The organism is Chryseobacterium indoltheticum, from assembly GCF_003815915.1.
Classification (GTDB): Bacteria; Bacteroidota; Bacteroidia; order Flavobacteriales; family Weeksellaceae; genus Chryseobacterium; species Chryseobacterium indoltheticum.
The window spans coordinates 350,037-370,292 of record NZ_CP033929.1 but is presented as its reverse complement, the minus strand read 5'-3'; the positions used below and the strand labels follow the sequence as shown (position 1 = coordinate 370,292).

The window sequence follows — 20,256 nt, the reverse complement described above, 5'->3', positions numbered from 1 at the left end:
TAAGCTTAAGCCTATTATTGCGGCAGCAACGAATGTTTTAATATTTTTCATGTTTATAGATTTTTTGTGATTATGTTCTCCAGTTCGGCCTTTGTCATTTCGCCGTCATTGAAGTGCACTTTTTCAGAGTTTTTATAGAAAATGGTGACAGGAATATTTCCGTCCCAGTTTTTTTCAAATTGAGGAATCCAGGTATTCATTCTTTTAATATCATCAAGAAGAATCACTTCTGCGGTTAATTTTTTATTTTTAATAAACTGAATAACACGCTCTTTATCTTTCGGGCGATCTAAAGACACCAAAAGCATTTTAAATTTAGGATTACTCTTATATTTATTATTTACCTCCATAAAATCCGGAAGTTCTTTCACACAAGGAGCGCAGGTTGTAGACCAGAAATTCAGAACCAGCAAGACATCTTTCTCATCTTGAATTTTCTTTTCGAGTACTTCATATTTAATCATTGGAACATCATTTATAATGATTTGTTCCTGTGAAAAATAAAAAGACAGACTGAAAATCAATGCACTGAAACTCAAAATTTTCTTCATACTCAAAATTAGCGAATGAATTTGTAAACCATTAAGATAGAGCTGTTAAACTTTGTTAATTAACCGAATGTTATTTAAATTGAGAATGTTATTTTTTTTAAAATTAACCGATGAAAAAATTAATTATAATTTCCGTATTACTATTTGGCTATTTCATACAAGCTCAGGAAGTTGCAGGAACAACTGATTTAGAAGAATTGGATGTTCGTAAAAATAACACCGAAATTTATAATGCTGTGGAAAAACCAGCTTACTTTCCCAAGGGCTCACTTTTTTTCAGGCAAAAGTTTGCAAGAAATTTCAAAGAAAAAAACGTCATCAGTAATGGAATAGAAAAATGTGAACTTACTTTTGTCATCGAAAGAGATGGCACCCTTACAGACATTAAAGTATCCGGAACTAATCAAAGCTTCAATAACGAAGCTATTCGGGCGGTTTCTAAAATTAAAACCAAATGGATTCCTGCGGAACTTGATGGTCACAAAGTAAGGTACCGTTTCAGAGTGCCACTTACCATAAACTTTAAATAATTGGTATTAAGTTTGATGCGTTCAATTTACTAATCTATACCTCTGAGAATAGCACTCAGAATAAGTATTATCAAAATTAAGTTGAATGAAAAAAGCTATTTTTCTGCTTGGTATATTTTTTAATTCTTTTCTTTTTGCACAGAAAACCGATGCAAAGAATCCTGTTCAGCAAACCGTTTCCGATGTTTCTAGTCTGCCTGATTTCAATGTTATCAAAACTAAATTAGATCTAAAACAGGTCGTCACAAAAGCAGATACTCTTCCGGAATTTCCGGGCGGAATGAATGCTTTTAAAAGAAAATATTTCGAAAATATTGAAACTTTAGATCTTAAAAATAATGAGAAGATTGATATAAGACTTTATTTTATTGTTGAAAAAAACGGATATGTAAGAAATGTCACCGCCGTTTCAAAAAACAAAAAACACGCAGAAGAAGCAGAACAAGGAGTACGAAGAATCTTTGCCCGCTGGAAACCTGCAAAAATCAATGGTGAAGCCGTACGATACTTATTTTATTTTCCTTTGACGAGTAAAAAATATAATTAAAGTAGGATATACTTTTCAAAGAGATTAAATCAGTTTTCAGTACTTTAACTTCTTTTTTTGAAAAAATTTAATCATGAAAAATCTTACTTTAATTATCATTATAATCTTAACCGGGTTTGTTTTCGGGCAAAATATTCCAGTACCTCCCGCAATGCCATCAATACCGAAAAAAATAGAGAATATTCATGTAACTACAGTATGTCCTGATTATCCTGATCACGAAGCCTATTTTCCTAATGGCACAGAAACTTTTATTAAAAAGCTAGAAAATGCAGTATTATTAGACTCTGTAAAAACTAAGAATGGAGAAAACACTCTTAAAGCGATTCTTAATTTTATTGTCGAACGAGATGGGAGCATCGCAGAGATTGAAGTTATCGGTTCTGATATGAATTTTAATACAGTTGTAAAAAAATCTATGAAACAGATCAATGGCAAATGGATTCCAGCAAAACATAATGGAAATTTTGTAAGAAGTAAACTTAAAATTCCTATTACTATAAATTTAAAATAATTATTTCCCAATCATTTTTTTAATCGAATTCAGCTTCATTAAAGCCTCAATGGGCGTTAAAGTATTGATGTCTATCTTCGTTAATTCTTCTCTGATATTTTCCAAAACAGGATCGTCTAACTGAAAGAAAGAAAGCTGCATGTTTTCATCAGTTACTCTTTTAATATTTTCCGACGAACCACTTTGCGAACGGCTTGCTTCCAAAGTTTTCAGAATTTCATTGGCTCTGTTAACCACTTTTGCAGGCATTCCCGCTAATTTCGCCACGTGAATCCCAAAACTATGCTCGCTTCCGCCAGAAATTAATTTTCTCAAGAAAATGATATTCCCTTTATTCTCCTGAATAGAAACATGAAAGTTTTTCACACGCTCAAAATTCACCGTCATTTCGTTAAGTTCATGATAATGAGTTGCAAACAATGTTTTAGCCTGCGTCGGATGTTGATGAAGATATTCCGCAATCGCCCACGCAATAGAAACCCCATCGTATGTTGACGTTCCACGACCGATTTCGTCTAATAAAATCAAACTTCTTTCAGAAATATTATTCAGAATATTCGCAGCCTCATTCATTTCCACCATAAAAGTAGATTCTCCAGCAGAAATATTATCACTCGCTCCTACTCTGGTAAAAATTTTATCTAAAAGTCCGATTTCCGCATGTTTAGCAGGCACAAAACTTCCAATCTGCGCCATTAAACAAACAATTGCCGTTTGACGGAGAATTGCAGATTTACCCGCCATATTGGGTCCCGTAACCATAATAATCTGTTGAGAATCTTTATCTAAAAAGATGTCATTCGGAATATATTTTTCGCCTAAAGGAAGCGCATTTTCAATAATCGGATGTCTTGCTTCTTTTAAATCAATTCCAAAACCGTCGTTCAAAACAGGTTTTGTGTAACTTTCAGAAACCGCTAGTTCAGAGAAACCTACAGCGACATCAAGCTGTGCAATAATATTTGAGTTTTCCTGAATTTGGTCGATGTAAATCATCGTGTCTGAACAGACTTTTCGGTATAATTGATTTTCAAGAACGCTGATTTTTTCTTCAGCGCCCAAGATCTGGCTTTCGTATTCTTTCAGCTCTTCAGTGATGTATCTTTCGGCATTCACAAGGGTTTGCTTTCTAATCCATTCACTCGGAACTTTATCTTTATGAGCATTTCTTACTTCAATAAAATATCCAAAAACATTATTAAAATCAATTTTCAGACTGGTAATTCCGGTGCGTTCTACTTCACGTTGACACATTTCGTCAAGAAAACCACGACCTTTATTTTGTAAACCTCTCAAATGATCGAGTTCTTCAGAAATATTCTGCTTAATTACATTTCCTTTCGCAAGATTGACCGGAAGCTCTTCATTCAAATGATTTTCAAGCAATTGAATCAATTCATCTAAAGAATTTAATGGTTCCAACCAAGCTAAAATATCAGCATGAGGATGAAGCAATCCTTTAATTTTCTGAATATTAATCAGACTTTGACGCAGATAACCTAATTCTTTAGGCGAAATTTTTTCTGCCGCCAATTTTCCCATTAGTCGATCTAAATCTGAAATAGCACGCAACAATTGGGAAATTTCATATTTCAGTTGATCATTTTCGTTTAAAAAATCAATTAAAGAAAGACGTCTTCCAATTTCTTCGACAGATTTTAAAGGAAGAATAATTCTTCTTCTCAATAATCTTCCGCCCATTGGTGTGGCTGTTTTATCGATAATATCTAAAAGAGATTTCCCTTTCGGATTACTTGGATAAACGATTTCAAGATTTCTCAGCGTAAAATGATCCATCATCAGATAATCTTCCTGCGGAATAATCTGAATTTTGGTAATGTGCGCCAATAATTTGTGATGGGTATCTTCAACAAGGTAAGCAAAAATAGCTCCTGCTGCAGTAATTGCCAAAGGTAAACCTTCCACCCCAAAACCTTTTAACGAATTGGTTTTAAACTGATTCGTCAGTTTTTCGTAGGCAAAATTATATTGATATGCCCAATCCTCAAGTTTAAAAATATTTCTGTTTTTCAGCTGATCGGGAATCTGTACACTTCTCTGATAAATAATTTCACTCGGATCAAACGTATTGATGATGTGTAAAATCTTATCTAAATTCCCTTCACTTACCAAAAATTCTCCGGTGGAAACATCTACCAAAGCGATTCCGTATTTTTCTTTTTCCTTGTGGAGCGAAAGCAGGAAATTATTCTTTTTTGAACTTAAAACTTGGTCGTTGAACGTAACTCCCGGGGTCACCAATTCCGTTACGCCACGTTTCACAATTCCTTTTACGGTTTTTGGATCTTCCAACTGGTCGCAAATCGCAACACGAATTCCGGCTCTTACCAATTTCGGCAAATAAGAATCTACCGAATGATGCGGAAAACCAGCCAATTCGATATGACCGTCTCCGTTGGCTCTTTTGGTAAGAACAATCCCCAAAATCTGAGATGTTCTAATGGCATCCTGCCCAAAAGTTTCGTAGAAATCTCCCACTCTGAAAAGCAAAAGCGCATCAGGATATCTCGCCTTGATGGTATTGTACTGAGTCATTAACGGGGTCTCTTTCTTCGTCGCCTTTGCCATTGAAATCGTTCTTAAAATTGGGTTGGTAAAAGTATGAAATAAAAAAGAAGGAGGGAAATGTTGATTTTAATTGCCACGAATGCACGAATTAGTTTATTACCACTTTCCTTAAATGATGTTTAAAACAATTTTACATAAAAAAATTCGTGAATTCGTGGCATGCAAGTATTTAAAATTTTTGTAATCTGTGGAAATCTAAATCTTATTCTTACTCAAATGTTTCTCCAAAGCTTCCGTTGCTTTCTCATACGCCCATTTTTGCTTGAAATTCACCCAATTCGCCTTAAACAGTTTTCGCATTAGTTTATCCGTATATCTCATAATGAAAACATGATACATCATATTGGCAAAAACTTTCGGTTTATTAGGTAAAGCTCTTAACGACATTGAAAAACCGGGTTCCAAATATCTATTGAAATGCCAAAAAGCTCCGGGAATAAAAAGTGCATCACCGTGTTCCATGAAAATTTCAATCCCTTTTGCATATTTCAAAGCAGGAAATTTCTCGTAATCCGGATTTTCATAATCAATATCATAAACCGTGTGAACTGAAAGCGGAACTTTATATAAAAACTTCGACTGTTTCTGGTCAAATAAAAGAATTCTCTTCTTGCCTTCAAAATGAAAGTGCATAAAATCTCCCAAGTCAACGTCATAATGCATTAAAACATGCGCATCACTTCCGCCAAAAAATAATGTAGGAAGTCTTTTGAAAAATTTAATTCCCAAATCGGGATAAGTGAAATTTTTGAGCAGTTCAGGAAGACGGTCGGTGATAATGTAAAAGAAAATACGGAGATCGGATGGTTTAGATTTTATCGTATCAATATAATCTTTCATTTTCATCTTGGTTACGGGAGCATCAGAACTTTTTTTGGCGTCTGCAGGCTTGTTATCATACAACGGAACTTCCTGTTCACCAGCTTTTTCTTTAATAAAATCAAAATTCCATTTGTCGAAAGCTTCCCACCGGCTCGCATAATTTTTTATAAGGAGCGGTTTCTGTTTTTTAAAATAGTTTTGCTGAAAATCTTCTTTCGTTATATCGTTTACAACATCTACGTTTTCGAGAATCATGGTTTTGTAAATTTAATGCGAAATAAAAATAGTGTTTTTTTGAAATTTATAAAAATTTATCTTTGCAGAAGACACGCAACCCATGAGAGTTTACAATACCAAACATTTCCTGAAAATACTGGTCAGCTTACACAAAAGCGACACCCTGAAAATCCTTTTCCCAACAATGATTTTGATGGCTGTTTATTCTTACGGAATCCAGTATCTGGAAATTGAATATTTGCATTTGACCTCAAAATCTAAAGTCAGCAACGTAGGCATGATTCATTCTTTATTGGGGTTTGTTTTGTCTTTACTGTTGGTTTTCAGAACCAACACCGCTTATGACAGATGGTGGGAAGGCAGAAAACTTTGGGGGAAACTGGTGAATGACACCAGAAATTTTGCTGTAAAAATCAATACTCTTCTTTCAGATGACAGAGATACTGCAAATCAGATTGCGCGTTATTTAAAATATTTTCCGCATTTTCTGGCTAAACATCTTTCTGAGGAATCTACAAGATTGGCTCTGGATGAGGACTATTCGGAAATTGAAAAATCTTTAAAACATCACGGCCCTACAGATTTGGTGATCCTTTTGACTCACAAATTGCATCAATTAAAAAAAGAAGGAAAAATCTCTGATGTAGAAATGCTTTATTTAGATACGCAAATCTCAGGTTTTCTTGATGTTTGCGGAGGTTGTGAAAGAATTAAAAATACACCGATTCCCTATTCATATTCTTCATTTATAAAGAAGTTCATCATTTTATATGTATTGGCGTTGCCAATTGCTTATGTCATCAATCTCGGTTTATTCATGATTCCGCTGACGGTTTTTGTATATTACGTTTTGATGAGTCTGGAATTGATTGCTGAAGAAATTGAAGATCCTTTTAATAATGATGAGAATGATATTCCGATGGAAGCCATCGCACAAAATATCGAAAGGAACGTGCATCAGATTATGAGTGCGAAAAAATAAAAGGAGAATTAAATCCGTTGGTAGACAAGAATTCGTAAATTGTAATAAGAAATAAAAATTATTTTGGTAAATAAATTAAAACTGGAAGAACTCAACAGAATAGATGTAGAAACTTTTAAAAAAGTTGAGAAAATTCCTTTGGTGGTCGTTTTAGATAATATAAGAAGCATGCACAATGTGGGTGCAACTTTTAGAACGGCGGATGCTTTTTTAGTTCAGAAAATTATTCTGTGTGGAATTACACCACAACCGCCACACCGCGAAATTCATAAAGCGGCTTTAGGCGCAACAGAAAGTGTGGATTGGTCATATGAAGCAGACATTAATGTAACAATTAATGATTTAAAAAGCCAGGGTTTTGAAGTGGTAGGCATCGAGCAGACCACAAACAGCCAAATGATTACTGATTTCAAAATCGACAATACTAAAAAGTATGCGGTTATTCTGGGTAATGAAGTAGAAGGAATCAGCGATGAATCTTTACAGAATATTGATTCTTTTATAGAAATTCCGCAACTCGGTACAAAGCATTCTTTAAACGTAAGTGTATGTGGCGGAATCGTAATGTGGGAGTTTGCAAAAGCCCTAAAATAAAAAAACTGCGTCTGTCAAAAGACAGTGCAGTTTGAAATAAATCTAATAAAAAGTAAAAATGAAAGGCGACAAAGATACTTTAAATTTCTTTACGAACAAATTTTAAAATCGCTTTTTTTACTTTTCATTAAAATAACTTAACTTTTAGAGGAAGGTTTCGTTTAAAATTTTATAAATTAGCACAATGTTTATCAAGGACTATATCTCAAAAGATTTTCCGTGTTTTCATCTGACTGACTCTATCGAATCGGCTAGAGAAACCCTAGAAGCATTTGGATATACACATATTTTCATCAAAAAATCACACCACTTTTATGGTGCCATCGCCAAAGACTTTCTGTATGAAGAAGAAGGAGCTTTAAAAAACCTTGAGCATCAGATTGAGCGGTTTGCGATTTTGGAGGACAATAATATTATGGACAGCATCCGGTTGTTTTATACATTCAATGCCAACATAATTCCTGTGATCAACAAAAATGAAAAATATCTGGGATACATATGTTGTGACGATGTTTTTCAGACCTTTTCAAAATATCCTCTGTTTTCGGAAACCGGTGCTATTCTTACGATAGAAACTCCGGCCAGAAAATATTCGATGACAGAAATTGCAAATATTGTCGAAAGCAACAATTCTAAGTTCTATGGCGGATTTATCAGTTTCATGTCAGATGAAGTAATTCACGTCACCATCAAAATCAGTAACGAAAATTTGTCTTCAATTGATGCTACTTTTGACCGTTATGATTACAGAATTGTAGAAAAATATTATTCTGATGAGAAAACAGATCTTTTCAAAGACCGTTTAGGTTTTTTACAAAAATTTATCGAAATATAATATGAAGGCAGCCATATATTCTCAGAAAAAAGATCTTGATACTTTTTTATATTTAAGCAAATTTATTTCTGAACTGGAAAGCAGAGGCGTAAAATCTGTTTTGTTTGACGAAATGGCAGAAGCACTTCAATTTTCAAAAATATTTGAGACTTTTGGCAACAAACAGGATCTTATCGACAAAGAAGTTGATCTTTTTTTCACTTTCGGTGGCGATGGAACGATTGTAAATTCTTTAACTTTCATTGAAGATCTTGAAATTCCCGTTGTAGGTGTCAATACCGGAAGACTCGGTTTTTTGGCAAGTTTCACCAAAGAAGAGGCCTTCAAAGAACTTGATTCTATCTTAAAAGGCGATGTTAAAACAAGCCGAAGATCTGTAATTGAAGTTGTTTCACCAAAATCTGACGAATTTTTCCCGTACGCTTTAAATGATGTGACTATTTCCAGAAAAGAAACCACTTCAATGGTGACGGTAGATTCTTATATCAATAATGAGTTTCTGAATGTTTTTTGGGGCGATGGTGTTATTGTTTCTACTCCGACAGGTTCTACAGCGTATTCCCTAAGTTGTGGCGGACCGATCATTTCTCCCAATAACGAAAACTTTGTCATCACTCCGATTGCTCCGCACAATTTGAATGTAAGGCCGTTGGTTGTTAACGATAAAGTGGAAATTAAATTTAAAGTAGAAAGCAGAGTTCCTCAATATTCTCTATCATTAGATTCAAGATTAATACATATAGAAACCGATAAGGAAATTGTGATAAAAAAAGCAAGTTTTCAACTATTATTGGTACAGCCCAACAATTTAAGCTTCTACGAAACCATTCGCCAAAAGCTACTTTGGGGACGTGATAAAAGAAATTAGTAATTTCTTAAAATTGATTATCTTTACAAGAATTTTTAAAAAAATTACCCTAATATTTTATAAAAAGTAAAACATGAGCAGAATTTTCCCGGCAGGAGTTGCCACAGGTCAGTTAGTTACAGATATTTTTCAATATGCTAAAGAAAACAAATTTGCATTGCCTGCAGTGAACGTTATCGGTTCTAGCAACGTAAACGCAGTAATGGAAACTGCAGCAAAACTAAATTCACCTGTAATCATTCAGTTTTCTAACGGTGGAGCATCTTTCAACGCTGGAAAAGGACTTAGCAATGACGCTCAGAAATCAGCTATTTTAGGTGGTATCGCAGGAGCTAAACATATTCATACCCTTGCTGAAGCTTACGGAGCGACAGTAATTTTACATACAGATCACGCTGCAAAAAAATTGTTGCCGTGGATCGATGGTTTGATGGATGCTAACGAAGAATTCTACAAGCAAACAGGAAAATCTCTTTACTCTTCTCACATGCTTGATCTTTCTGAAGAATCTTTAGAAGAAAACCTTGAGATTTCTGCACAATATTTCGAAAGAATGGCAAAAATGCAGATGACTTTAGAAGTTGAGATCGGGGTTACTGGAGGTGAAGAAGACGGTGTAGACAATTCTAGTGTAGATAACTCTTTATTGTATACACAACCTGAAGACATCGCTTACACTTACGAAAAACTGAAAGCAGTTTCTGATAATTTTACTATTGCAGCAGCATTCGGAAATGTGCACGGAGTTTACAAGCCAGGAAACGTAGTTCTTACTCCAAAAATCCTTGATAATTCTCAGAAATTTGTTCAGGAGAAATTCGGAACTGTTGAGAAGCCAATTAATTTTGTATTCCACGGTGGTTCGGGTTCTAGTTTAGAAGAAATCAGAGAAGCGATTGATTATGGGGTAATTAAAATGAATATTGATACCGATCTTCAGTTTGCTTACACAGAAGGAATCAGAGATTATATGATCGAGAATGTAGAATATCTAAGAACTCAGATCGGAAATCCTGAAGGAGAAGAAAAGCCTAACAAAAAATTCTATGACCCAAGAGGGTGGATCAGAAAAGGAGAAGAAACTTTCTCTAAGAGATTGGTTAGAGCTTTTGAAGATTTAAATAACGTAAATACTTTAAAATAAAAATTGTAATAGTGTATTAATGTAAAATGTATTCATGATTTGAATTTTACATTAATACACTTTACTTTTATACATTAATACATACAAGATGGCATTCGACTGGTTTAAAAGAAAAGCACAAAATATTACCACTTCTACAGATGATAAAAAAGATGTACCAAAAGGTCTTTGGCATCAGACTCCGTCAGGAAAAGTTGTAGAACACGATGAGTTGAAAAGAAACAATTATGTTTCACCTGAAGACGGATTTCATGTACGAATCGGAAGTGCAGAGTTTTTTGACATCCTTTTTGACGAAGGAAAATTCACTGAGCTAGACGCGAATGTGGAAAGTATTGATATGCTTAGTTTCAAAGATACCAAGTCTTACACCGACCGTTTAAAAGAAGTAAAAGCAAAAACAAAACTTACTGATTCTATCAGAAATGCGGTAGGAACTGTAAACGGAACCGAAATGGTAGTTTCTTGTATGGATTTTGCTTTTATCGGAGGATCTTTAGGTTCTGTGATGGGTGAAAAAATCAGAAGAGCAATTGATTACTGTATCGAAAAAAGACTTCCGTACATGATTATTTGTCAGTCCGGAGGTGCAAGAATGCAAGAAGCAACGTATTCTTTGATGCAATTGGCAAAAGTACAGGCAAAACTAGCTCAGCTCTCAGAAGCCGGGCTTTTATACATCGCTTATCTTTGTGACCCTACTTTTGGCGGAATTACCGCATCATTTGCAATGACTGCAGATATTATCATGGCTGAACCAAAAGCTTTGATCGGATTTGCAGGGCCAAGAGTTATCCGTGAAACAATTGGTAGAGATTTACCGGAAGGTTTCCAAACCTCAGAATTTTTACAGGAAAAAGGTTTCGTAGATTTTATTGTAAAAAGAACAGAAATAAAAGAAGTTGTTGCTAAAACAATAAATCTTTTGGCTGCGAAAGCATAAAAACGTAAACTAGAAAACATATTATCTCTCTCAATCTGGGAGAGATTTTTATTTTTATGAGGACATTTAAAGTTGTTTTAAGCACCATCAGATCAATGAGTTTAAAGAAAATTTTTAAACTCTCATCCGCCGTTTTACCCCATCCTCTTTTTTCTGTTTTAAGTTTTTATGCAACATTAAAAGCTTTTTCTATTGCACAGAAACTTTACCCAAAAACGGCATCTAAAAACGGTGAAGGTAATGCCTTCAGACATTCGCTTTGGTGTTGTCTGATCATGATGTATTGCAGCAAAGTATCTTCGCCAGAAAAAGCATTAGATTTCTGCAAAAAAATTACAGATCTTCACGAAGAATTATTTCCGAATGAACCTTTGGAAACCAAAATGGATCTCCACAACAACAAAATAGGAATGGATTATTTCATGGAACTTCTTCCGGGAATTCACCGCCAGTTTTTTGAAAAAAGCTTCTTCATTAAAGAGCTACAAAAGAAAACTGCTAATGCCAAAATTTTGAAAAACCTGGACGATAATTTTGAAGGAGAAATGGTTTATTTGGATGAAAAATAAATCTCAAATTAAATCATTAAGGAAATTAAGATTATAAGCTTAGGCTAATATTCTTAACAACTTCTTGAATCTTAATGGTTCAAAAAATAAAAGTTTACCTTTTTCACATTAAATTTGTTATCTTTTCTAAAAATTAATTTTACATAAATGGTTCTCAGCAGAATTTGGTCGGCTTTCATCATCATCGCCATTACAATTGCAAGTATAAAATATATTTCGTCAAGCCATTACAAAACCATTTTCAATGATATGGTTGTAGGAAAAGGCGGCGACACCGTACAAATTGCTACTCAGAATATGACCACGCTCTCTCCAATTGTAAGAGACAGCCTGAAGAAAAAACCTGATTTTGCAGACAGCAGAATTCATTATAAAACAGATTCTTTACAACAGAATGTACAGGTTTACAGAGTTCAGGAAGCAGACGGAGTCATTGGAACTTCTGAAACTGCCGTTAAAATCTGTCTTGGATTGATCGGAATCATGACCCTTTTCATGGGATTCATGAGTATTGCGGAAAAAGCTGGCGGAATCAATCTTTTAAGCCGATTGATACAACCATTTTTCTCCAAATTATTTCCTGAAATTCCAAAAAACCACCCCGCTTTCGGTCATATGTTGATGAATTTTAGCGCCAATCTTTTAGGTTTAGATAATGCAGCCACTCCGTTTGGTCTAAAAGCGATGGAAAGTTTACAGACTTTAAATCCTAATAAAGATACCGCGAGTAATTCACAAATCATGTTTCTTTGTCTTCACGCAGGTGGAATGACATTGATTCCGGTTTCTATCATTGCGATCAGGGCTTCGATGGGATCAAAAACACCGACTGATATTTTCCTTCCTTGTATGATCGCGACATTTGCGGCGACTTTAGCGGCAATGATTTTCGTTTCATTATATCAAAAAATAAATCTATTAAAACCTGTTGTTCTTGCTTACGTTGGAGGAATTTCAGCATTAATTGCGCTTCTGGTTGTTTATTTAGTTCAATTGAGCAAAAATGAACTGGATGATTTCAGCAAGGTTTTAAGCAACGGTTTGATTTTATTTATTTTTATTGCAATTGTTCTCGGAGCAGTTTACAAAAAAATCAATGTTTTTGATGCTTTTATTGAAGGCGCAAAAGAAGGTTTCTGGACCTGTGTAAAGATTATTCCTTATTTAGTAGGAATGCTGATTGCGATTTCTCTATTAAGAACTTCAGGCGTTTTTGATGTGATTATTGATGGAATGAAGTGGGTTGCCAATGTTGCGAATTTAGACGCAAGATTTGTGGACGGTCTTCCAACTGCATTAATCAAACCTTTATCCGGTTCAGGAGCGAGAGGAATGATGGTTGATACGATGGCAACTTTCGGAGCGGACAGTTTTCAGGGAAAATTAGCAGCTGTTCTTCAAGGAAGCTCAGATACGACGTTTTATGTGATTGCAGTATATTTCGGAGCAGTAGCTGTAAAGAATACGAGATACACCGTTGTTGCTATGCTTTTGGCCGATTTGGTGGGTGTGATTACTGCAATTGGGTTGGCGTATTTGTTTTTTGCTTAACTGTCACTTGTAACTAATATTAAGAAAGAATTTTTTTAAAGTTGAAAAATATAAAATTGGGATTTTTCTTAAAATCCTTAACCCTATGCGAAATAGCTTTTCTTAGTTTAATTATATTATCAGAAACTATTATCTATTATTTTAAGTTTAATAATATTTATTCAGAAGCTACTAACATTATAGGTTCAATAGTCTTAGTGGTTCTATGGTGGATTCCACTCTCATCTCCATTATCAGATAGATTTAGGAATGTATATTTCTCCTTAATTTGGATCTCAATTTGTATATATTGGATCATAATTAAGGAAGATTTAATAACTTCAATTTTGCCACTATTCACTTATGTTTTCACACAAATCACTCGGTTGATATTTAAATGGATTTATAAAAAAGAATTTATTCCGCTACTTGTCTATAGACAAGCTTTTCATAGGTATAGTAAGATAGAAAACAGAAAATCCACTCAAAAAGATTTTATCTTTTCTATGCTTATTTTCATTATTGGCAACATCCTTTCTATAGCATTTTTTATAGATAATAAATACTAATATTTTAAATAAAATTTTTAATAATAAAAAATATGATACACGATAAAGACTATATTCTTCGTATTGTAAAACAATTTTCTGAATTTCTTACTAAAAGAATCTTAGATGAAAGTGAAGAAACGATTTCCGAGCAGCAAAGAATTTTCGACACCAATATGAACGACACTTTTAAGATGAGTTTTAATGAACTTTCTTCGAAATCTGCTGAAGAAATCACACAATTAATTCATGAAAAAGAAAGCAATCACCATATTCCGTATTTTGAACTTTTAGGTCATCTTTTTTATGCGAAAGCAAAGGAAACTGACAACAAGGATTTTTCAGAGAAAGCCATCGTCTTTTACCAACTATATCTTCAGACCAGCGGAATATTCTCCCTTCCCATTGTCAATAGAATCAACGAAATAAAAAAAGCACTTGAATAAAGTGCTTTTGTATTTTTAGAATGTAATACTGTACGTTCCGGTGGATGATACGCTGGCTTTTTCAGCTTTCACGTATTTTTTAACCCATGCAACAGATGTTGAAACCACACAAGGATCTGATATTCCACCTGCTCTTCTTGCAGAAGAAATATTTCCCGCTTTATCTACAGTATAAGCAATGGTAATCGATCCGCTTGCTGAGCAATTGTGGCTTGGCTGAGCACCTCCTCTTCCCATTGTTCCGGGAATGTAGCCTATCAATCGACGGTCAATTCCTACTTTGCTGTCGCCGTTTCCATCTCCGCCTAAAGGATCGCCATTATTCCCGATTCCCGTTCCTGTTCCTTGGCTGCCGGCTTTTGTTCCACGACCTTTAATTAGGTTTCCGATGGCAGCAGCTCCTTTCCCGTCGCCTTTTCCAGTTTTAGAATTGGCTGTTGTTGCTGAACTTTTTGTGCTTTTCGTCGTCGAACTTGCCGTTGATTTTTTATTGGTTTTAGAATCTTCTTTTTTCGGAGCTGTAACTTTGGTATTGGTTCCGGTAATGATTTTGTCTTTAACTTCAGTTTTCTTTGATTCCGGCTTTGGATCTGAAACAACAACTGTTTTAGGCTCAGAAACAACATTTTCAGAAGGTTCGGGAGCTTTTTCTATCGCTTCTGCTGCCAGACTTCCTTCCTGATTCGCTGGTTCGTCGATTCCTGCTCCGTTTCGGTTATCGCCAAAATTCACGAGCATTGTAGTAATCACTTCGGGTTCTTTCGCACGCTCAGTAGGTTTCATTTTATAGATGAAAACGAATAACAAAATAGCAGACCAGATAATGATAGAAAGCACCGCACTTTTTATCTTATCTTTATTTTCTTCGTCTCTATTTATCGTATAACCTCTCATTGATTTATGGTCTCAAATTATTTTTTATTTGCCACGAATGCACTAATACTTTTTTATTTGTGTACTCGTGGCAATGAAGAATATTTATTCTTTTACCGTTGCAATTGCAATATTAAATTTATGCTTTTCTGCAATTTCCATTAAAAAAACAACGTCTTTATGCATTGTGCTCTCATCTGCTCTGATGGTAAATGATTTTGCAGATTTGCTTTGAAGATCATTTACAATAGTTTGTTCCACCAATTCTCTGCTTACCGGTGTATCATTTACAAAATACGATCCGTCCGGTTTTACACTTACCGTCATCGGATTCGGAATATTGTTATCTACGCTTCCTGTTTGTGGAAGTTTTACATCAATTGCACTTTGATTAGCCGCTGAAGAGGTAATCATAAAGAAAATCAACATCAGCAAAATAACGTCTGTCATCGCTGCTAAACTGAATTCCGGATGCGCTTTATTTCTTCTCTGAATTTTCATCTGTTAGAATTTATAAAGGTTTATTGATAATGTCTAAAAATTCTCCGGAAACATTCTGAGTTCTCAGAACGAATTTATCAATTCTTGTCAACAAAATATTATAGAAAAAGTTTGCCGGAATTGCCACTGCCAAACCAACTGCGGTTTGTCCAAGAGCGGTATAAATACCTTCAGACAAAGTTTTTGGAGAGAAAGCTCCTTCAGCGTGAGACAAATCAAAGAATGCAATAATCATCCCGATTACCGTTCCCAAAAGTCCCAACATCGGTGCAATACTTGGTACAACTGCCAAAAGGTTTAAGTTTTTCTCCATGTTGGCAACTTCGATCTGGGCCTGAGATTCCATTGCGCTTACGATATCAGAAACCGGTCTTCCTAATCTTGAAATCCCTTTTTCTAAAATTCTGGATTCTGGTGAATTCTGTGTTTTACAATAATCTGCTGCTGCTTCTATCTTTCCGTCTCGGATGAAATCTTCGATGTTATTCATAAAATTAGAATCAGTTTTTGAAGTCATTCTTTTAATAAAGAAAAATCTCTCAAAAAAAAGATAAACAGAGAAAACTCCCAATAACAAAACAGTTACCATCACTATTTTAGCGAAAGCACCACCATGAAAAAGGATATTCCAAAAAGAAAATTCAAGCTTTTCTACAGGTACAGTAGGTACAGCGACCTGTGCAAATAAAATCTGAGTAAGTTCCGTTAACAGCATTAATTGATTATTTTTATAATGATTTTAAACGACAAAAATAATGGAATATTATTAATCCTTATCTTAAAATAAGCTTAAAAAACACATTCCAAAGCTAATAATGTCTTAAAAAAGCAAATTTCTTTCCAAAAAAGTATTTGAAAAGAAATTTGAAGTGTATATTCTGGTAGCGATTAGTCTTCGTCTACCTCTATTTCGTCTTGTTTGAATTCGCATTTCAGCCTGAAAGGAATCGGTGTATCAGAACCGGTATAAAAATCATCGATTGTTCCTTTCCAGATTACCTGAAGCTCATCTTCTTCGTTTTTCTCAAAGCAAAGCTCGTTGTCATAAATGAAGGCATCTTCATCATCAAACAAATTGACTTCGGTATAAACCTCATCATCAGAATCGTTGATTTCAAATGTTTTTCCTTCAATTTCAGAAGATTCTATAGGAAATTCTATCACCTCCAGCGAAAGCTGCGGGAAATTGTACTGCAGAGAATCGTCGTCTACATGATCTAAACCGTCGTCGGTAATAACCTCTACTTCCAAAAAATGTTTTTGATTACTATAAACAGCCTTGCAATAAGTGCTTCTTATATTGTATTTTAGAGTTTCGTCTGGATGGTAAATTTTTAAAATCCCTTTCATTATTTCCTAAAAAAGAACTGTAATACTATGATTGTTAAATGCTTTAGGCAAAGATAAAAAATTGTATGAATCTGAAAAATGTTTTGAAAATTATTTTTATTAAAATATCTGTTTATAACAAATTTGATTACAATATTGGCTATTTTTGTTATTTATTACCCTGAATAAAATGCTGAAACAAATTTTGTAACAACAATTGTAATTTCGTCATACCAATAAAGATAAAGAGTATTCATGAAAAATATTTTATTTAAAACCATAATCGGCCTCGGTCTAGCGGTGAGCATTTCGTCATGCAAAAAATCAGATTCACCGTTAACGAAAGTTACCCCGACCAATATAGATTCTATTGCATCGAATTATTATGAGCAATATCTAAAGCTTTATCCTTTAGAAGCTACTTCACAGGGAGATTTGAGGTATAACGATCAACTTCCGATCAACATTGATAAAGACTTCATTTTGGGTGAAGTTGCTTTTTATAATTCAATTCAGAAACAGCTTGAAAATGTAGATTATAAAAGCCTTTCAGACGATGATAAAGTGGTTTATGATGTGTTGGATTATACTCTAAAAGATAAAATTGAAGCGTATGCTTATCATCCGGAATACATTCCTTTCAGCCAGTTTACAGGTTTGCCGTTAAATTTCCCTCTGTACGGTAGCGGACAGGGAAGCCAGCCCTTCAATACAGAAAAAGACTATGAAGACTGGTTAAAAAGAATGGAGAAATTCCCAGAATGGATGGATGCAGCTGCAGATAATTTCCGCGAAGGAATAAATAATAAAGTTGTTCTTCCCAAAAAATTGGTGATAAAAATGATTCCTCAAATGAAAGCCGAAGAAATCATTACACCTGATGTTGAGAAAAATATTTTCTACGGACCTGTAAAAAACTTTCCAAAGACTTTTAGTAAAGAACAGAAAGAGAAATTTACCAAACTGTATAAAGAGGCAATTGCAAAAAATATCATTCCTGCATACACAAAAATGGGTGCATTTCTGGAGAAAGAATATTTACCTAAAGCCAGAGAAACAGACGGTTACAACAGTCTTCCTAATGGAGATAACATTTACAGATATTACGCTAAAAGCTGGACAACAACCAATAAAACACCTGAGGAAATCAACAAAATAGGCCAACAACAAGTTGCTATGCTTCGTGGCGAAATGGAAAAAGTAAAGCAACAAGTTGGTTTCACTGGAACGCTTGAAGAATTTATTAATTCAGTAAAAACAGATCCGAAAGCAATGCCTTACAAAACCTCAAAAGAAGTTTTAGACGGATTCAACGGGATTTTAGCCAAAATAACTCCGAAGCTGAAAACCATGTTCAGTGTAACGCCAAAAACTAAGTTTGAGATCAGACAAACCGAAAAATTCAGAGAAGCAAGCGCAAGTGCAGAATACATCCAGGGAACTCCCGACGGAAAAAGACCGGGAATTTTCTACATGCCTCTTCCTGATCCATCGAAATTCAACGTTACTTCAGGAATGGAATCTCTGTTTTTGCACGAAGCAATTCCCGGACATCATTATCAGGTTTCTCTGCAACAGGAAAATACAAAGCTTCCAAAGTTTATGAGATTTGGTTGGTTTGGAGCCTATGGTGAAGGTTGGGCGCATTATTGTGAAACTTTAGGTCCGGAATTCGGATTGTACACAGATCCTTACCAAAAAATGGGGTATTTGAGCGATCAAATGCTTCGTGCCGTTCGTTTGGTTGTCGACACCGGAATCCATACCGGAAAAATGACAAGAGAAGATGCTATTACTTATTTTTTAAACAATATTGCTTACGATGAAGCAGGAGCAACTGCAGAAGTTGAACGATATATGGCTATGCCAGGACAAGCTCTAGGCTATAAAATTGGATCTTTAAGAATCAGAGAATTGAGAGAAAAATATCAGAAAGAATTGGAGAATAAATTCAATTTGGCAAAATTCCATGATGAAATCTTAAGCCAAGGCTGTCTGCCTTTGGATGTTTTGAATAGGAAAATGGAGCTTTGGGCGAAGAAGCAGAAGTAAATTTGATAACAATGCAGGGAAGGATTTTCCGAAATATAGAAGTCACGAATTAATTTTCGTGGCTTTTTTGTTTTAGATTTGTTTAAACAAAATTATGAAACAAGCTTTATATTTTATCTTCATTTTAATTTTCTGCCTATTAATTGTAAGCTGCAAAAAAGAGAAGAAAATTCAACAGAATTTTGAAAAATTTGTCGTTGACGAAAGTCTTCCACAAAATGACACAATAAAATTACTATCAAAATACCCTGAGCTAAAACTTTACAGAACTGATGTTAATGAGAGCAAAAGCAGAACAGCATATATTGTTCAGGAGTCAACAATTTGGAATATGTCGGGAAAGTTTGATAATTATAAATGTAAAGCCAATTTAAAGGACGACACTTTAAATATTTCACTGAATAACAACAATAAACAATCCGCAAATGGTGTTTTGGTAAAGGTTTTTAATGGTTCCTATTTCATTAAAGATTATGATCCGAAAACCATCAAAGGTGAAGAAAAGTTCATCAAATCAAAAGCAATCTATCAAAAGTTAGTTTTAAATAAAAAAGGTCATCAAAAAAATGACAGCATTTACGGGTTTATAGATTACAAATGCATGGTAGATGGTGGTGTGAAAAAGATTTTTAGAGGGTATTTTAGAACTCTAATTAAATAAAAATATTATTCTTAATTTTGATTTAGTAATAAACTACACCGTCTTTTTATTTCACAAAAATCCCTCCACATTTAATATCGCTAAAATTATGACAGAAAGCATAAAATCATTGTTCACAAGAGATTTAAACCAATTAAAAAAAGAAATAGAATCATATCAAAACGAAGAAGCCATTTGGAAAATCGATAAAGATATTCTGAATTCTGCAGGAAATTTATCTCTTCATCTGGTTGGAAATATTAATCATTTTATTGGTGCAATTTTGGGAAATTCAGGGTATGTGAGAAACAGAGAACTTGAATTTTCATTAAAAAACATTCCAAAAACCGAATTGATTCTGCAAATTGAAAAAACTATCGAAGTCGTGCATTCTTCGCTTGATCAATTATCAGAAGAAGATTTGAAAAAAGAATATCCTATTCAAGCTTTAGGCTATCCAATGACGACAGAATATTTTCTGATTCATTTGTTTGGACATTTAAATTATCATTTGGGGCAGATCAATTATCATAGAAGATTGTTGGGTGTAGAGTAAATTTTATTTCTTATTTAACCACCCCGTCAAAGATTCTACGAATTTTCGCCACCCCT

General features: G+C 34.3%; 22 protein-coding genes. 15 read left to right on the top strand and 7 right to left on the bottom strand.

The annotated features are described in order from the left end of the window. Positions 1–53 precede the first annotated feature (53 nt). Complete coding sequence (locus EG358_RS01825) at positions 54–551, bottom strand: TlpA family protein disulfide reductase (RefSeq protein WP_083677053.1); 498 nt, start codon at positions 549–551, stop codon at positions 54–56. Positions 552–661: 110 nt separating this feature from the next. Between EG358_RS01825 and EG358_RS01820 the strand changes: the two genes are divergently transcribed. From EG358_RS01820 to EG358_RS01810, 3 genes are all read left to right on the top strand, one after another. After that, the gene (locus EG358_RS01820) at positions 662–1,081 is read left to right on the top strand and encodes an energy transducer TonB (protein ID WP_076561187.1); all 420 of its coding nucleotides are present in this window, start codon (positions 662–664) and stop codon (positions 1,079–1,081) included. An 85-nt stretch (positions 1,082–1,166) separates the two neighbouring features. Continuing rightward, the gene (locus EG358_RS01815; RefSeq protein ID WP_076561186.1) at positions 1,167–1,628 is read left to right on the top strand and encodes an energy transducer TonB; all 462 of its coding nucleotides are present in this window, start codon (positions 1,167–1,169) and stop codon (positions 1,626–1,628) included. 73 nt (positions 1,629–1,701) lie between these two features. Then, positions 1,702–2,142: an energy transducer TonB gene (locus EG358_RS01810; RefSeq protein ID WP_076561185.1), complete on the top strand. Its 441-nt coding sequence runs from the start codon at positions 1,702–1,704 to the stop codon at positions 2,140–2,142. Here the strand turns inward: EG358_RS01810 and mutS are convergent, their stop codons facing one another. Next, entirely contained in the window at positions 2,143–4,731 is a 2,589-nt protein-coding gene (gene mutS, locus EG358_RS01805; protein WP_076561184.1) for a DNA mismatch repair protein MutS, read from the bottom strand. It abuts the gene before it with no gap. Between the two features lie 195 nt (positions 4,732–4,926). Beyond that, complete coding sequence (locus EG358_RS01800; protein WP_076561183.1) at positions 4,927–5,808, bottom strand: cupin-like domain-containing protein; 882 nt, start codon at positions 5,806–5,808, stop codon at positions 4,927–4,929. Between the two features lie 82 nt (positions 5,809–5,890). Between EG358_RS01800 and EG358_RS01795 the strand changes: the two genes are divergently transcribed. From EG358_RS01795 to EG358_RS01755, 9 genes are all read left to right on the top strand, one after another. After that, positions 5,891–6,772: a bestrophin family protein gene (locus EG358_RS01795; RefSeq protein WP_076561182.1), complete on the top strand. Its 882-nt coding sequence runs from the start codon at positions 5,891–5,893 to the stop codon at positions 6,770–6,772. A gap of 63 nt (positions 6,773–6,835) precedes the next feature. Then, positions 6,836–7,366 (top strand): RNA methyltransferase, encoded by a 531-nt coding sequence (locus tag EG358_RS01790; protein WP_076561181.1) that lies wholly within the window; start codon positions 6,836–6,838, stop codon positions 7,364–7,366. A 184-nt stretch (positions 7,367–7,550) separates the two neighbouring features. Then, entirely contained in the window at positions 7,551–8,201 is a 651-nt protein-coding gene (locus EG358_RS01785) for a CBS domain-containing protein (protein ID WP_076561180.1), read from the top strand. 1 nt (position 8,202) lies between these two features. Further along, complete coding sequence (locus tag EG358_RS01780; protein WP_076561179.1) at positions 8,203–9,069, top strand: NAD kinase; 867 nt, start codon at positions 8,203–8,205, stop codon at positions 9,067–9,069. Positions 9,070–9,142: 73 nt separating this feature from the next. Next, positions 9,143–10,213, top strand: a complete 1,071-nt coding sequence (gene fbaA / locus EG358_RS01775) for a class II fructose-bisphosphate aldolase (RefSeq protein ID WP_076561178.1) — start codon at positions 9,143–9,145, stop codon at positions 10,211–10,213. 88 nt (positions 10,214–10,301) lie between these two features. Then, a complete protein-coding gene (gene accD, locus EG358_RS01770; RefSeq protein WP_076561177.1) occupies positions 10,302–11,156 on the top strand; it encodes an acetyl-CoA carboxylase, carboxyltransferase subunit beta in 855 nt (284 codons plus the stop codon). 56 nt (positions 11,157–11,212) lie between these two features. Next, the gene (locus tag EG358_RS01765; protein ID WP_076561176.1) at positions 11,213–11,725 is read left to right on the top strand and encodes a DUF6973 domain-containing protein; all 513 of its coding nucleotides are present in this window, start codon (positions 11,213–11,215) and stop codon (positions 11,723–11,725) included. A gap of 147 nt (positions 11,726–11,872) precedes the next feature. Then, complete coding sequence (locus EG358_RS01760; protein WP_076561175.1) at positions 11,873–13,276, top strand: nucleoside recognition domain-containing protein; 1,404 nt, start codon at positions 11,873–11,875, stop codon at positions 13,274–13,276. A 580-nt stretch (positions 13,277–13,856) separates the two neighbouring features. Continuing rightward, entirely contained in the window at positions 13,857–14,249 is a 393-nt protein-coding gene (locus tag EG358_RS01755; protein ID WP_076561173.1) for a hypothetical protein, read from the top strand. Between the two features lie 15 nt (positions 14,250–14,264). Here EG358_RS01755 and EG358_RS01750 read toward each other — a convergent pair whose 3' ends face one another. The 4 genes from EG358_RS01750 to EG358_RS01735 form a co-directional block, all read right to left on the bottom strand. Continuing rightward, the gene (locus tag EG358_RS01750; protein ID WP_076561172.1) at positions 14,265–15,143 is read right to left on the bottom strand and encodes a ferric siderophore ABC transporter substrate-binding protein; all 879 of its coding nucleotides are present in this window, start codon (positions 15,141–15,143) and stop codon (positions 14,265–14,267) included. Between the two features lie 84 nt (positions 15,144–15,227). Next, entirely contained in the window at positions 15,228–15,623 is a 396-nt protein-coding gene (locus EG358_RS01745; protein ID WP_076561171.1) for an ExbD/TolR family protein, read from the bottom strand. A gap of 10 nt (positions 15,624–15,633) precedes the next feature. Next, positions 15,634–16,338 carry a MotA/TolQ/ExbB proton channel family protein gene (locus EG358_RS01740; RefSeq protein WP_074230603.1) on the bottom strand — a complete coding sequence of 235 codons (705 nt, stop codon included), beginning with the start codon at positions 16,336–16,338 and terminating at the stop codon, positions 15,634–15,636. Between the two features lie 173 nt (positions 16,339–16,511). Continuing rightward, on the bottom strand, positions 16,512–16,973 hold the full coding sequence (locus EG358_RS01735; RefSeq protein WP_076561170.1) for a hypothetical protein: 462 nt from the start codon (positions 16,971–16,973) through the stop codon (positions 16,512–16,514). Positions 16,974–17,207: 234 nt separating this feature from the next. Here EG358_RS01735 and EG358_RS01730 point away from each other — a divergent pair, with 234 nt between their 5' ends. The 3 genes from EG358_RS01730 (at position 17,208) to EG358_RS01720 (ending at position 20,200) form a co-directional block, all read left to right on the top strand. Then, positions 17,208–19,004, top strand: coding sequence for a DUF885 domain-containing protein (locus EG358_RS01730; RefSeq protein WP_076561169.1), 1,797 nt, complete (start codon positions 17,208–17,210; stop codon positions 19,002–19,004). Positions 19,005–19,098: 94 nt separating this feature from the next. Next, a complete protein-coding gene (locus EG358_RS01725) occupies positions 19,099–19,665 on the top strand; it encodes a hypothetical protein (protein ID WP_076561168.1) in 567 nt (188 codons plus the stop codon). An 88-nt stretch (positions 19,666–19,753) separates the two neighbouring features. Then, positions 19,754–20,200 carry a DinB family protein gene (locus EG358_RS01720; RefSeq protein ID WP_174565099.1) on the top strand — a complete coding sequence of 149 codons (447 nt, stop codon included), beginning with the start codon at positions 19,754–19,756 and terminating at the stop codon, positions 20,198–20,200. The last annotated feature ends 56 nt before the right edge of the window (positions 20,201–20,256 follow it).

Bases quoted from the DNA above. Each gene is read 5' to 3' on its own strand.
- EG358_RS01825 (WP_083677053.1), bottom strand. From the start codon at position 551: ATGAAGAAAATTTTGAGTTTCAGTGCATTGATTTTCAGTCTGTCTTTT.
- EG358_RS01820 (WP_076561187.1), top strand. From the start codon at position 662: ATGAAAAAATTAATTATAATTTCCGTATTACTATTTGGCTATTTCATA.
- EG358_RS01815 (WP_076561186.1), top strand. From the start codon at position 1,167: ATGAAAAAAGCTATTTTTCTGCTTGGTATATTTTTTAATTCTTTTCTT.
- EG358_RS01810 (WP_076561185.1), top strand. From the start codon at position 1,702: ATGAAAAATCTTACTTTAATTATCATTATAATCTTAACCGGGTTTGTT.
- mutS (WP_076561184.1), bottom strand. From the start codon at position 4,731: ATGGCAAAGGCGACGAAGAAAGAGACCCCGTTAATGACTCAGTACAAT.
- EG358_RS01800 (WP_076561183.1), bottom strand. From the start codon at position 5,808: ATGATTCTCGAAAACGTAGATGTTGTAAACGATATAACGAAAGAAGAT.
- EG358_RS01795 (WP_076561182.1), top strand. From the start codon at position 5,891: ATGAGAGTTTACAATACCAAACATTTCCTGAAAATACTGGTCAGCTTA.
- EG358_RS01785 (WP_076561180.1), top strand. From the start codon at position 7,551: ATGTTTATCAAGGACTATATCTCAAAAGATTTTCCGTGTTTTCATCTG.
- EG358_RS01780 (WP_076561179.1), top strand. From the start codon at position 8,203: ATGAAGGCAGCCATATATTCTCAGAAAAAAGATCTTGATACTTTTTTA.
- fbaA (WP_076561178.1), top strand. From the start codon at position 9,143: ATGAGCAGAATTTTCCCGGCAGGAGTTGCCACAGGTCAGTTAGTTACA.
- accD (WP_076561177.1), top strand. From the start codon at position 10,302: ATGGCATTCGACTGGTTTAAAAGAAAAGCACAAAATATTACCACTTCT.
- EG358_RS01765 (WP_076561176.1), top strand. From the start codon at position 11,213: ATGAGGACATTTAAAGTTGTTTTAAGCACCATCAGATCAATGAGTTTA.
- EG358_RS01760 (WP_076561175.1), top strand. From the start codon at position 11,873: ATGGTTCTCAGCAGAATTTGGTCGGCTTTCATCATCATCGCCATTACA.
- EG358_RS01755 (WP_076561173.1), top strand. From the start codon at position 13,857: ATGATACACGATAAAGACTATATTCTTCGTATTGTAAAACAATTTTCT.
- EG358_RS01750 (WP_076561172.1), bottom strand. From the start codon at position 15,143: ATGAGAGGTTATACGATAAATAGAGACGAAGAAAATAAAGATAAGATA.
- EG358_RS01745 (WP_076561171.1), bottom strand. From the start codon at position 15,623: ATGAAAATTCAGAGAAGAAATAAAGCGCATCCGGAATTCAGTTTAGCA.
- EG358_RS01740 (WP_074230603.1), bottom strand. From the start codon at position 16,338: ATGCTGTTAACGGAACTTACTCAGATTTTATTTGCACAGGTCGCTGTA.
- EG358_RS01735 (WP_076561170.1), bottom strand. From the start codon at position 16,973: ATGAAAGGGATTTTAAAAATTTACCATCCAGACGAAACTCTAAAATAC.
- EG358_RS01730 (WP_076561169.1), top strand. From the start codon at position 17,208: ATGAAAAATATTTTATTTAAAACCATAATCGGCCTCGGTCTAGCGGTG.
- EG358_RS01725 (WP_076561168.1), top strand. From the start codon at position 19,099: ATGAAACAAGCTTTATATTTTATCTTCATTTTAATTTTCTGCCTATTA.
- EG358_RS01720 (WP_174565099.1), top strand. From the start codon at position 19,754: ATGACAGAAAGCATAAAATCATTGTTCACAAGAGATTTAAACCAATTA.